Origin of the sequence: Mycobacterium parascrofulaceum ATCC BAA-614 (assembly GCF_000164135.1) — a bacterium.
GTDB lineage: Bacteria > Actinomycetota > Actinomycetes > Mycobacteriales > Mycobacteriaceae > Mycobacterium > Mycobacterium parascrofulaceum.
On record NZ_GG770554.1, the window covers coordinates 621,710 to 634,161 of the forward strand.

Genomic DNA, 12,452 nt, shown 5'->3' on the forward strand with positions numbered 1-12,452 from the left:
CCGCGAGCAGCTGCGCGGCCCCACCGTCACCGTCGGGGCGCTGACGGCGATCTCCACGGCGCTGTCTCAGCTGCTCGGTGACGCCGCCGACACGCTGGGCGCCGAAATACCGACGGCCAAACCCGGTGTGGCGCAAGCGTTCAACCACTTCGGCAACGTCACCGTCGGCCTGTATCCCGGCCTCGGGTTGGAAGCCCGCGCGCAGCGGATCGCGGCGGAGCTGGCCGACGGCCGGCGCCGGTTCGCCGACCCGGCGACGCGCTACGCCGACCGCGCCTTCGCCGCGGTGCCCGCCGCGCTACTGCGTTGGGGCGTGGCGCAATTCGACGCCGACGCCCGGCCGACACAGGTCTCCGGCAACACCGTGGTGTCCAGCGTTCACCGCGGCGCGGCCGACCTGAGCTTTGGGGGCGCCCGGGTGGTGCTGACGGCCGGCTACCCGGCGTTGTCACCGGTGATGGGCCTGACGCACGGCGTGCACGGCATCGGCGACACCATCGCGATCAGCGTGCACGCGGCCGAGTCCGCCGTTCCCGACATCGACTACTACGCGGAGCTGCTCGAGGCGGCGCTGTAGCTATTGCGCGTCACCCGACCTCGCCGCTTCCTCACGCGTCAGGCCGATGGCGGAGATCAGTTCCTCGTGCAGCTCGAACCACACGGTGTGGTAGGAGTCGACGAGCGGCTTGGTCAGCCAGGCGGTCTCGCCCTCGTGCACTTTGCCCAGGGCCGCAACCAATTTCGCCGAATAGCCGCGCAACCGCGGCAGCTGCGCCGCGGCCGCGTCGATGATCGGCAGCACGCGGGCGTGCACATCGTCGAGGCGGTCCAGCACGGCGGCATCGTATTGCGCGTCGTCGTGGGTGTTGGGGCTGCCGCCGGGGCCGCCCTTGAGCTGCCACTCCGTGACCAGGGCCTTGAAATCGGCGTTGACGGAACGAAAGTCGCGGTAAGCGGCGCCCAGCGCGGCGTGGTCGGTGCCCCTGCGCTCCTCCTCGAGCAGCGCCGCGAGCCGCTCACGCCCGGCGGGCGTGAGCCGCACCGTCGCGCCGTCGACCAGCAGACCTGCCGCGGTCAGCCGCTCGACCAGAGCCGCGACGCCGGCGACGTCCTCGTTCAAGGTGGCGGCCAGCTCGGCGGGACGCACCCGGCCCTTCAGCCGAACCGCCTGCAACACGGCCAATTCCGTCATCGTGCGGTTCCCCCGGCCAGGCGCAACGCGGTCAGCATGACGATGAGCGGGGTGGCCGAGACGACGTCGGTATGCCCGCCGGCCATGGCGGCCGCCACGGCGGCCTCCGCGGCGTCATCCAGCGCCATGTGGTCGCCGGCGGTGTGGGCGCGCAACGGGCTGATCCGCCGCGCGATGTCGGCCAGCTCCCGCAACTCGGCCGTATCGCTTTCCGACCACGCGGACAACCTCAGCTCGCCTTCCCGCACTTCGCCTTCGGCACCGTCGACGGTGATCACCTTGCCGGCCAGCGACGCGGCGACCCCTTGGCCACAGCCGACCACGGCCACCCGGCCGAGTTCGCGGCTGACCACCGCGGCGTGGCTGGCCGCGCCGCCGACCTCGGTGACGATGGCCTGGGCGGCCAGCATGCCCGAGACGTCCTCCGGCCGGGTGTGATCGCGCACCAGGATCACCGACTCGCCGCGCTCGGCGGCGTCGAGCGCCTCCTCGACGTCGGTGTACGCCCGGCCCGACGCCACGCCCGGGCACGCCGGCAAGCCCCTGGCCAAAAGCTTTGCCGCCAAACGCACTTCGGGCTGCAGCGCGGGCAGCAGCAACGTCTGCACATGCGCGGGGGTCACCCGGCGCAGCGTCTCGGCGTCGTCGATGAGCCCCTCGTGCCGCAGGTGCAGCGCCAGGCGCACCGCCGCCTGAGCCGACCGCTCGGCATCGCGGGTCTGCAGCAGCCACAGCTTGCCGCCCTCGACGGTGAACTCGATCTCCTGCACGTCGGACGCGAGCCGCTCCAGCCTTTTCGCGGCGGCTATCAATTCGTCATAGACGGCCGGCTGTTCGTCGCGCAGCGCGGTGATCGGTTCGACCTCGACCGATCCGGACACCACGTCGTCGCCCTGGCCACCGGGCAGCCATTCGCCGAACGGCTCGTCGTCGCCGGTGACGGGATTGCGTGAAACGAGAACGCCGGCACCGGAATCGGGCCCGCGGTTGCCGAACACCATCGCCTGCACGACGACGGCGGTGCCGCTGCGCTTCCCGACGCCGTAGTGCGTGCGGTAGGCGACCGCGCGCGGCGAGTCCCACGACGCGAACACCGCCTCGATGCCGGCGCGCAGCTGCGCGAAGGGGTCGGCGGGCACCGGTTCGTGTTCGTCCATTCCGACGATGCGCCGGTACATGCGGTCGAACCGCTGGCGGGTGTCGCGGGCGAACGCCGCGGCGCCGCCCGCGGCCAGCGCTTCCTCGACGTCATCGTTCATGCCGAGATCCAAGATCGTGTCCATCATCCCGGGCATCGACTGGGTGGCACCCGAGCGCACGCTGACCAGCAGGGGACGCGGGCCCCGCCCGAATGCGCGCGAGGTCTCCGCCTCCAGCCAGCGCATGCGGTCGACAACGTCGTCCCAGACCGCGTCCATCGTCGCCCGCGGATCGGCAAGGTAGCGCAGGCCCACCTCGGTGGTGATGCAGAACGCGGGTGGCACCGGCAGGCCGTGCCGGCGCATGACCTCGATGCCGTGGCCCTTGTTGCCGAGCAACTCCCGGGGGTGACTCGCCGTGCCGTCCAGCAACACCACGGCGCCGCCTCGTGCGATACGAGCCGTGGTGCACCCCCTCGTGGTCAGCTTCCGATCGGCCAACGTCGGAACGCCCGCAATGTTCCCACACGGATCAGTCGAGTTAGCTGCTCGGCGCTCCTGTTGTCCGGTCCGCCCCATGATCTAGGTTTGCAGGTATGACTCCCTACGACGTCGGACTATTGATCCTGCGGCTGGTGTTGGGCGTGACGTTGGCCGCGCACGGCTACAACAAGTTCTTCGGCGGAGGCCGCATCCCGGGCACCGCGCGGTGGTTCGAAAGCATCGGCATGAAGCCCGGCAAGTTCCACGCCACCGTGGCCGCCACCACCGAGATGGCCGCCGGGCTGGGCCTGGCCGCCGGCCTGCTCACCCCGATCCCCGCGGCGGGTTTTGTGTCGTTGATGCTGGTCGCGGCCTGGACCGTGCACCGCGCCAACGGCTTCTTCATCGTCAAGGAGGGCTGGGAATACAACCTGGTCCTGGCGGTCAGCGCCGTCGCCGTCGCCACCCTGGGCGCCGGAAAGCTCAGCCTGGATTACGTGGTGTTCGGGCACAACTGGATGGACGGCTGGCGCGGCCTGCTGATCTCGGTGGTGCTCGGGCTCGCCGGCGCGATTGGCCAGCTGGTGATCTTCTACCGCCCGCCCGCTAAGCAGGCTGGTTAGCTCGCGGCGTCGTCGTTCCCGTCCGGCACCGCCTCTTCGGGACGGCGGAAGCTGCGCGGCGATCTGGCTGCGATGAGGACGGCGCACGCCAACAGCACACCGGTGGACGCGGTCTCGGCGATCAACGCGCTGGAGTTCAGCACTTCCCGGTCCGGGACCAGGGATACGCCCAATTCGTGTTTGGCGTCGCCGGCCAGTACCGCCGGATAGGCCAGACACACGATGGCGCTGAGAAACGCGATAGCCGCGCATCCGCACGCAACGAGCCCGAGCATCCGCACCCGGCTCGCGGCGAGCACCGCGCCGCCGGCCGCGATCGAGGCGCTCAGCACGACCCAGCCCGGCGTGCCGTTGACCAGCCCCGCGAACAGACCACCGTAGTGTTCGCCATGCTCACCGATGTAGATGCCCAGGCCGTTCCAGCGCATCGGCAAGCCCAGCGGGCTCACGTCGACCCAGGGCAGAAGAGTCATTGCGGCCGACGCGGCGGCCGCCACCACGGCCACTATTTCGATTGGCTTGGCGCGCACCCGGTTCCCTCCCACTCCGTATGCTGATCCTTGCCCCTGCCCAGCAACGCCGCAAAGGGCTCGCCGCCGGCGTCTGTCAAGCGTTGGGCATGATCTCGACGGGATTTGCGCTCAGCGGCTCGATGACGATGGCCACGTCCTTCATCAGCTCGAGCGAGCGATTTGTTTCCAAAACGCTTTGCACGTCTCCCTCGAGGATCATGTACCCCGCGCGATTCATTTTCTCGAAGAACGCGATGAGCGACTCCCTGCTGCGGAACACCGGAAAGAACTGCATCTCGCCGCGTCCGAGTAAGAAAAGCTTTTGTTTGCCGTCTTTGGTGTCGCCAAAAGGGGTGGAGTAGTAGACCGTATCCTTACCGGCGGCTTGTGGCGCCTGACTCTTCTTCCTGAACAGGCCCACGGTGTCCCCTTCCCGGCGGTGCTGCCGGTGTGCCGGCCCGTGCGACGTTACCTCGAAACTGCTGGTTCGCGGCTGTCCGGCTGGAGCCGTTGCAGGGCCGCTAGACGACGGCGGCGGTCTCGGCCTCCCGGACTTCGGTCGCGGCCCGCTCACCGGAGCGGATCGCGCCGTCGATCCACCCGCACATGATGGTCGAGCTCTCGGTTCCGGCCCAGTGGATGCGGCCGCAGGGCTCGCGCAGGGTGTAGCCGAACTCGGTCAGCACGCCGGTCGGTGCGTGGCCGATCATTCCGCCACCGGAGTAGCGCTCGATGGTCCAGTTCTGCTCGTGGTACTCCTGCGGCGTTCGCGCCCGCTCGCCGAACCGGTCGACCAACTCGCCGATGAACGCCGCTCTGCGCTCGGCCTCGGTGAGCTTCGTCAGCCGCCGCGCCGCGCGACCTTCGGTGATGACGCACATGACCCCGGGGGTGCCCGCGTCCGTGCAGGCGTCGATCGTCAACGTCGCCGGGGACCCCGGCGCGGCCGACTGACCCGACAGCCCGTCGGCGCGCCAGAACGGCTCGTCGTAGATGATCGACGTCTTGATGACCGCGCCGCTGGGCATGCGCTGGTGCAGCATCGCCCGATCCACCGGCAGCATCGGCTCGTAGACGATCGAGGGGGCGACGGCCAGCGGGATCGCCACGATCACCCGCCGCGCGCGCACGGTCAGGTCGGCGGCGGTCACCGTCACGCCGTCGGCGTCCTGGGCGATGTGGCGGACCGGCTGCGAAAGGTGCACCGCGTCGCCCAGTTCGGCCGCGATCCGGCCGTAGATGGCGCCCATTCCGCCGACCGGGCGGGCGTCCTGGGAACCGCCCTTGCCCGAAATCGCGAACGTCAGTCCGCCCGCCGACGCCGTCTGCAACAACCCCCACAGCAACGACGTCTCCGACGCCGCCGAGGTGTAGAGGCCGGCAAAGGCCATGTCCAGCATTTCGCGGGCCTGCTTGGACATGGTGTTCTGCTCGATCCATTCCCCGATGCTGATGCGGTCCCACTCGTGCGCCTGCTCGGCCTCCCAGGGGGCTTCGCGCGGAAGAGTTTTGGCCATCTTTTCGATCGACAGCAACCCGACGCCGAGGTTGGCCACCGCCCACGGGCTCATCGTCCAGGGGACGGTGCCGCCGTAGCGGTGCTTCTTGCCGTCGACGATCATCATGGCGTCGCCGTCGTTGTGCTGCTTGTACTCGGGGACGCCGAACTCGTCCATCAGCGCGTAGATCCGGTCCTGGCCCGGTCCGATCCACGCGCCGCCGCGGTCGATCCAGGTGCCGTCGGGACGATACTCGGTGAAGGTGCGGCCGCCGACCCTGTCGCGCGCCTCCAGCAAGGCCACCGGATGGCCGGCCCGTTTCAATTGCAGGGCCGCCGTCAGACCCGCGAATCCCGCTCCGACCACACAGTAATCGACGTCCGACACGGCTGGCTCCTCAACCTGTGTACCGCCCCAGCAGCAAACTACACCGCGGGCCGCACCGGCGGTGGCGGGTTAACGCAGATTTCTGCGCGGGTTCTTGCCGGCCATAGGGTTCGGATTGTGTTGACGCATACGGTTCGCGCGCGGCGCAGCTCCGACGACTTTCCCCGTGCCGAACACCTGGCGGCCAAGATCGCCGACGTCGCCGCCGATCCGGTTGCCGTCGAGCCGGCGACCGCCGAGATGGTGGCGAACCGGATCATCGACAACGCCGCGGTCAGCGCCGCCGCCGTGCTGCGCCGGCCGGTTACGGTGGCACGGCTGCAGGCGCTGGCGCATCCCGCGCGGCGCGGCGCCCGCGTCTTGGGCGTCGACGGCACGTACTCCCCGGAATGGGCGGCCTGGGCCAACGGCGTCGCGGTGCGCGAACTCGACTACCACGACACGTTTTTGGCCGCCGAGTACGCCCACCCCGGCGACAACATCCCCCCGCTGGTCGCGGTCGCCCAGCAGCTCGGCCTGCAGGGCGGCGACCTGATCCGCGGCGTGGCGACCGCCTACGAGATTCAGATCGACCTGGCCCGCGGAATCTGCTTGCACGAGCACAAGATTGACCACGTCGCACACCTGGGCCCGTCGGTGGCCGCCGGCATCGGGACCATGTTGCGGCTGGACACCGAGACGATCTACCAGGCGGTCGGGCAGGCGCTGCACCTGACCACCAGCACCCGCCAATCCCGCAAGGGGCTGATCTCCAGCTGGAAGGCGTTCGCCCCCGCGCACGCGGGCAAGGTCGCCATCGAGGCGGTGGATCGGGCGATGCGAGGCGAGGGATCGCCGGCGCCCATCTGGGAGGGCGAGGACGGCGTGATCTCCTGGCTCCTCGGCGGACCCGAGCGCGAATACCACGTGCCGCTGCCCGCTCCCGGCGAGCCCAAGCGCGCCATCCTGGACAGCTACACCAAGGAGCACTCCGCGGAGTATCAGAGCCAGGCGCCGATCGACCTGGCGCGGCGGCTCCGCGAGCGGGTCGGCGATCTGGAAGAGATCGCGTCCATCGTGCTGCACACCAGCCACCACACCCACGTCGTGATCGGAACGGGCTCGGGGGATCCGCAGAAGTTCGACCCGGACGCGTCGCGGGAAACCCTCGACCACTCGCTGCCCTACATCTTCGCGGTCGCGCTGCAGGACGGGAGCTGGCACCACGAGCGGTCCTATGACCCCGAGCGGGTCCACCGGCCCGACACCGTCGCGCTGTGGCGCAAGGTCTCGACGGTCGAGGATCCGGAGTGGACCCGCCACTACCACTCGGCCGATCCGGCCGAGAAGGCGTTCGGCGCGCGCGCCGAGATCACGCTGAACAGCGGGGAAGTGATCGTCGACGAGCTCGCGGTGGCGGACGCGCACCCGTCGGGGACGCGGCCGTTCCGTCGCCCGGAGTACGTGGGGAAGTTCAACCGGCTCGCCGGCGACGTCGTCGAACCCGCCGAGCGGGAACGGTTTCTTGCTGCCGTGGACGCGCTGGCCGATCTGCCGGCGGGCGGGCTCGACGCGCTCAATCTCCAGGTCGATCCGCGGGTGCTGCGGCGGGCGCCGGTGATCGCGCCGGGGATCTTCGGTCGGTGAAATCGCCTGTGCGCTGACGGCTTTGAGTGTGCGTCCGCGGTGGAATCATCGCGGGTTTTCCGCCCTCAGCGCACCCGGAAAGCCCTCAGTGCACGCCGCGAACCGCGGGCGACCGCGAGCTCAGCCGGGACCGCCGTACTGCCACACCAGGTTGTGGCCACCGGTCATCGTCGGGTTGCACCACATCGTCCTGTTGTTGGCGTCCCGGGCGGTCGCGTGCCACACGGTGCAGGGATCGCCCGGCGCGGGCGCGTCGGCCCGGGCGGCCGGTGACACCGCGGCCATCGTCGCCAGCACCGCGGCCGGTATGAGAATGCGAAGCCTGCTCATGGTGGACGCCTCCCGGGGACTCGCGCCGATCCGCTGTCACGCTATCCGGCCGCGAAGTCGCCGGCAAAGGATTCTTGCCCGGCTTGAGTGCCGCGCGCCTAGAACACGTTCTAATCTGACCACCATGGGATTTCTGAAGCCTGAGCTGCCGCAGCTCGACATGGCCGAGTGGAACAAGGGCACCCGTAGCGAGAAGATCCGCCCGATGGCCAAGCACTGGGCCGAGGTGGGCTTCGGCACGCCGGTCGCGCTGCACCTGTTCTACGTCGCCAAAATCCTGCTCTACATCCTGGGCGCGTGGCTGTTCGCGTCGGCCACCGCGGGCCTCGGCGGGTTCACCAACGTCGCGAAGTGGTGGTCGGAGCCGATCGTGTTCGAGAAGGTCGTCCTCTACACGATGCTCTTCGAGGTGGTCGGGCTCGGTTGCGGGTTCGGGCCGCTGAACAACCGGTTCTTCCCGCCGATGGGCTCGATCCTGTACTGGATGCGGTTCGGCACCATCCGGCTGCCACCGTGGCCGGACCGGGTTCCCCTGACCAAGGGCACCAAACGCAAGCCGATCGACGTCGCGCTGTATGCGCTGTTTTTGCTGGTGACGCTGAGCGCGCTGTTCGCCGACGGCACCGGCCCGATGCCCGAGCTGGGCACCACGGTCGGGCTGCTGCCCGCCTGGAAGATCGTGCTCATCCTGTTGCTGCTCGCCGTGCTCGGGCTGCGCGACAAGGTGATCTTCCTGGCCGCCCGCGGCGAGGTCTACGCGACCATGGCGGTGACCTTCCTGTTCGGCGGGGTGGACATGATCGTCGGGTCCAAGGTGGTGTTCCTGGTCATCTGGATGGGCGCCGCGACGTCGAAACTCAACAAGCACTTCCCCTTCGTCATCTCCACGATGATGTCCAACAATCCGCTGGTGCGGCCCCGGTGGCTGAAGCGCCAATTCTTCGAGAAGTTCCCGGACGACCTGCGGCCCGGGCGGTTGTCGCGATGGCTGGCGCACCTGAGCACCGCGATCGAGATGCTGGTGCCGCTGCCGTTGTTCTTCTGCCACAGCGGCTGGCCGATCACGGTGGCCGCCATCGTGATGGTCTGTTTCCACCTGGGTATCTTGCTGTCGATCCCGATGGGCGTGCCGCTGGAGTGGAACGTCTTCATGATCTTCGGCGTGCTGTCGTTGTTCGTCGCGCACGCCCGCCTGGGCCTGCGCGACCTGAGGCACCCGGTGGTGGTGGCGATACTGTTCGTCGTCATCGCGGGAATCGTTTTGCTGGGCAACATGTTTCCGCGCAAGATTTCGTTCCTGCCGGGGATGCGGTACTACGCCGGGAACTGGGACACGACGCTGTGGTGCATCAAGCCGTCGGCGAGCGACAAGATCGCCAGGGGCGTCGTGGCGATCGCCAGCATGCCGCAGGCCCAGCTGGAGCGGTTCTACGGCAGCCCGGAGGCCGCGCAGATCCCGCTCTACATGGGATACGCGTTCCGCGGGTTCAACACTCACGGCCGGGCGCTGTTCACCCTGGCGCACCGCGCGATGGCCGGCCAGAACGAGGACGACTACGTGCTCACCGACGGCGAACGCATCTGCAGCACCGCGATCGGCTGGAACTTCGGCGACGGCCACATGCACAACGAGCAGCTGATCGCCGCGCTGCAGGAGCGCTGCCATTTCGAGCCGGGCGAGGTGCGGGTGGTGCTGCTCGACGCGCAGCCCATTCACAAGCAGACCCAGGCCTACCGGCTGGTGGACGCGGCGACGGGCGAATTCGAGCGCGGCATCGTCAGGGTCGCCGACATGGTGACCCGGCAACCGTGGGCCGACGACGTTCCCGTCGAGTTGCTCTCGGGGGACGCCACGCCAGCGTGACGCTCGGCCTGGAGCGCCACGCTAGCGTGACGCTCGCGCGGACGCCCGGCGGGGCGCGTGAGTTGCTCTCGGGGGACGCCACGCCAGCGTGACGCTCGCGCGGACGCCCGGCTAGGCGCGTGACGCTCGCGCGGACGCCCGGCTAGGCGCCCGCCCGGACCTCCCGAGCGGCGGCGACCATGTTCTTCAGCGACGCGCTCACCTCGTCCGCATTGCGAGTCTTCAGCCCGCAGTCGGGATTGACCCACAGCCGTTGCGCGGGAACGGCTCTGAGCGCCGCGCGCAGCGACTCCGCCATTTCCGCGGTGCTGGGCACCCGCGGCGAGTGGATGTCGTAGACGCCCGGGCCGACGCTGTTGGCGAAGCCGGCCGCGTTGAGGTCGTCGAGCACCTCCATGTGTGACCGGGCCGCCTCGATGGACGTCACGTCGGCGTCCAGGTCCGCGATGGCCCCGATCACCTCACCGAATTCCGAGTAGCACAGGTGGGTGTGGATCTGCGTGGAGTCGTCGACGCCCGAGGTGGCCAACCGGAAAGAGCCTACGGCCCAACGCAAGTAGTCCTCCTGATCCGCGCGGCGCAGCGGAAGCAGCTCCCGCAGGGCGGGCTCGTCGACCTGGATGACCGCGATGCCCGCGGCCTGCAAGTCGACGGTCTCGTCGCGAATGGCCAGCGCCACCTGGTTGGCGGTGTCGGCCAGCGGCTGGTCGTCGCGGACGAAGGACCACGCCAAGATCGTGACCGGGCCCGTGAGCATGCCCTTCACCGGCTTGTCGGTCAACGACTGCGCGTAGGTGATCCAGTCGACCGTCATCGGATGGGTGCGAACGACGTCGCCGTACAGGATCGGCGGTCGCACGCAGCGGCTCCCGTACGACTGCACCCAGCCGTTCTGCGTCGCGAAGAATCCCTCCAACTGCTCGGCGAAGTACTGCACCATGTCGTTGCGCTCGGGTTCGCCGTGCACCAGCACGTCGAGACCCAGCTCCTCCTGCAGCTTGATGACGTCGGCGATCTCCTTGCGCATCCGCTTCTCGTACTCCGCCTGGTCGATCTCGCCGGCCCGCAACGCGGCGCGCGCCTTGCGGATCGCGGAGGTCTGCGGGTAGGAGCCGATGGTCGTCGTCGGCAGCGGCGGCAGGTGCAGGCGCTCGTCCTGCTTGGCGCGGCGCCCCGCCGCGTCACCGCGGCGGGTGCCCGACCCGACGATCGAGTCGATGCGGGCGCGCAGTTGGTCGTCGTGCAGGCGCGGGTCGCTCCTGCGCGACGCCACCGCGGCGTTGGACGCGGCGATCTCGTCGGCCACGGAGGCTCGGCCTCCAAAGTCGCTGCGCAGTGCCCGCGCGAGCGTCACCACCTCCGCCACCTTTTCCCGCCCGAACGCCAGCCAGCTGCGCAGCGCGTCATCGAGATCGGTTTCGGGTTCCAGCGAGTACGGCACGTGCATCGTGGAGCACGACGTCGAAACCGCCACCGCCGCAGCCGATCCCAGCACGGTGGCGAGTTTGCCCAGTGCCGCCTCCAAGTCGGTGCGCCAGACGTTGCGTCCGTCGACGACGCCGGCCACCAAAGTCTTGCCGGACAACTCGGGTATGCCCGCCACGCCGGTGTCGGCGCCGTAAACCAGGTCGACGCCGATGGCCTCGACCGGCGTGCGGGCCAGTCCGGCCAGCGAGGCGCCGGGGTTGCCGAAGTAGGTGGCGACGTAGATGGCGGGGCGGTTGCTGACCTTGCCCAGTGCGTTGTATGTGGCCTCGGCCAGCGCCGGGGCGTCGGCGGAGATGTCGGTCACCAGCGCCGGCTCGTCGAACTGAACCCACTGCGCGCCGTTCTCGGCCAGCAGCGCCAACAGCTCCGCGTAGATTCCCACCAGCTCTTCGAGCCGCTCGATCGGCGCACCGCCACCGTCGACCGCCTTGCTCAGCAGCAGGAAGGTGATCGGTCCGATGATCACCGGCCGGGCGGGGATCCCCTGCGCCAGAGCCTCGTTCAGCTCAAAGAGCACCTTGTCGGGGTTGAGCGAGAAGGCGGTCGCGGGCCCGATCTCGGGAACCAGGTAGTGGTAGTTGGTGTCGAACCACTTGGTCATCTCGAGCGGCGCGACGTCGGCATTGCCGCGCGCCGCGGCGAAGTAGCGGTCCAAATCGTCGGACACCCGGGCGGTCCGGGCCGGCAGGGCGCCGAGCATCACCGTGGTGTCCAGCATCTGGTCGTAGTAGGAGAAGGTGTTGACCGGGATCGAGTCCAGGCCGGCGGCGGCGAGTCCGGCCCACATGTCGCGGCGCAGCGTGGCGGCAACGGATTCCAGCTCGGAGCGGCTGGTGCGTCCCGCCCAATAGCCCTCGGTGGCGCGCTTGAGTTCGCGCTTGGGGCCGATGCGGGGGGAGCCGGTAACGGTGGCGGTGAAGGGTTGTGCGGTCACGGTCTGTCCTATCCATCAGCGGGGTGGTCACCGCCGGAGGACGCGCAGCCGATCCGCCGCGGTGTGCACACCTTGCGCACACACCGCAACGTCGTCGGCCAAACGCCCATTCCACGAGGCGATGAGCCGCCGGACGCGGCGCGCCCGGCACGGCTGGCAGGTCTTCGGACTCGCAGGCGCGCACCGGTCGGTGCACCTACTGGCCGTCGCTTCCCGGTCTCGGCGAGACCAGTGCTTGGTTGACGGCGGTCGTTCCTGCATACCGCTGCGGGACAGTCCCGGGCTCTCACCGGGTTCCCTCTCGCGAGGCGTTACTAACGTGCCTCGCTCGATGCCGTCGCCTTTCGGCGACGGCAGACCAGCTGCGCAGCGGAG

At 69.4% G+C, this 12,452-nt stretch carries 11 protein-coding genes and 1 riboswitch; of the genes, 4 read left to right on the forward strand and 7 right to left on the reverse strand.

Annotated features, from left to right (window positions below; translation table 11 throughout):
• On the forward strand, nt 1-577 hold a 577-nt coding region (locus HMPREF0591_RS13035; protein WP_007169032.1), incomplete at its 5' end, for a WS/DGAT domain-containing protein.
• Here HMPREF0591_RS13035 and HMPREF0591_RS13040 read toward each other — a convergent pair.
• Entirely contained in the window at nt 578-1,192 is a 615-nt protein-coding gene (locus HMPREF0591_RS13040; RefSeq protein ID WP_007169033.1) for a MarR family winged helix-turn-helix transcriptional regulator, read from the reverse strand. It abuts the gene before it with no gap.
• Nucleotides 1,189-2,817, reverse strand: coding sequence for a pyruvate, phosphate dikinase (locus HMPREF0591_RS13045; protein ID WP_244268921.1), 1,629 nt, complete (start codon nt 2,815-2,817; stop codon nt 1,189-1,191). The genes HMPREF0591_RS13040 and HMPREF0591_RS13045 overlap by 4 nt, the downstream gene beginning before the upstream one ends.
• Nucleotides 2,818-2,927: 110 nt before the next feature.
• Here HMPREF0591_RS13045 and HMPREF0591_RS13050 point away from each other — a divergent pair, with 110 nt between their 5' ends.
• Entirely contained in the window at nt 2,928-3,437 is a 510-nt protein-coding gene (locus HMPREF0591_RS13050; protein ID WP_007169035.1) for a DoxX family protein, read from the forward strand.
• Here the strand turns inward: HMPREF0591_RS13050 and HMPREF0591_RS13055 are convergent.
• From HMPREF0591_RS13055 to HMPREF0591_RS13065, 3 genes are all read right to left on the reverse strand, one after another.
• A complete protein-coding gene (locus HMPREF0591_RS13055) occupies nt 3,434-3,943 on the reverse strand; it encodes a hypothetical protein (protein WP_208857756.1) in 510 nt (169 codons plus the stop codon). The two genes, HMPREF0591_RS13050 and HMPREF0591_RS13055, sit on opposite strands and share 4 nt — an antisense overlap.
• A gap of 100 nt (nt 3,944-4,043) precedes the next feature.
• On the reverse strand, nt 4,044-4,370 hold the full coding sequence (locus HMPREF0591_RS13060) for a hypothetical protein (RefSeq protein ID WP_007169037.1): 327 nt from the start codon (nt 4,368-4,370) through the stop codon (nt 4,044-4,046).
• Between the two features lie 100 nt (nt 4,371-4,470).
• Nucleotides 4,471-5,835, reverse strand: a complete 1,365-nt coding sequence (locus HMPREF0591_RS13065; protein ID WP_007169038.1) for a flavin monoamine oxidase family protein — start codon at nt 5,833-5,835, stop codon at nt 4,471-4,473.
• Nucleotides 5,836-5,952: 117 nt separating this feature from the next.
• On the opposite strand from HMPREF0591_RS13065, the gene prpD reads away from it, so the two are divergent.
• Nucleotides 5,953-7,461 carry a 2-methylcitrate dehydratase PrpD gene (gene prpD / locus HMPREF0591_RS13070; protein ID WP_007169039.1) on the forward strand — a complete coding sequence of 503 codons (1,509 nt, stop codon included), beginning with the start codon at nt 5,953-5,955 and terminating at the stop codon, nt 7,459-7,461.
• Nucleotides 7,462-7,581: 120 nt separating this feature from the next.
• Here prpD and HMPREF0591_RS13075 read toward each other — a convergent pair whose 3' ends face one another.
• Entirely contained in the window at nt 7,582-7,791 is a 210-nt protein-coding gene (locus tag HMPREF0591_RS13075) for a hypothetical protein (protein ID WP_007169040.1), read from the reverse strand.
• A 124-nt stretch (nt 7,792-7,915) separates the two neighbouring features.
• Here HMPREF0591_RS13075 and HMPREF0591_RS13080 point away from each other — a divergent pair, with 124 nt between their 5' ends.
• Nucleotides 7,916-9,655, forward strand: coding sequence for a DUF3556 domain-containing protein (locus HMPREF0591_RS13080; RefSeq protein WP_040622465.1), 1,740 nt, complete (start codon nt 7,916-7,918; stop codon nt 9,653-9,655).
• Between the two features lie 142 nt (nt 9,656-9,797).
• Here HMPREF0591_RS13080 and metE read toward each other — a convergent pair whose 3' ends face one another.
• Nucleotides 9,798-12,089 carry a 5-methyltetrahydropteroyltriglutamate--homocysteine S-methyltransferase gene (gene metE / locus HMPREF0591_RS13085; RefSeq protein ID WP_085981597.1) on the reverse strand — a complete coding sequence of 764 codons (2,292 nt, stop codon included), beginning with the start codon at nt 12,087-12,089 and terminating at the stop codon, nt 9,798-9,800.
• 143 nt (nt 12,090-12,232) lie between these two features.
• A riboswitch (cobalamin riboswitch) is annotated at nt 12,233-12,401 on the reverse strand.
• Nucleotides 12,402-12,452 lie beyond the last annotated feature (51 nt).

Coding starts and splice junctions, on each gene's coding strand:
- HMPREF0591_RS13050 (WP_007169035.1), top strand. CDS start 2,928: ATGACTCCCTACGACGTCGGACTATTGATCCTGCGGCTGGTGTTGGGC.
- HMPREF0591_RS13040 (WP_007169033.1), bottom strand. CDS start 1,192: ATGACGGAATTGGCCGTGTTGCAGGCGGTTCGGCTGAAGGGCCGGGTG.
- HMPREF0591_RS13080 (WP_040622465.1), top strand. CDS start 7,916: ATGGGATTTCTGAAGCCTGAGCTGCCGCAGCTCGACATGGCCGAGTGG.
- HMPREF0591_RS13075 (WP_007169040.1), bottom strand. CDS start 7,791: ATGAGCAGGCTTCGCATTCTCATACCGGCCGCGGTGCTGGCGACGATG.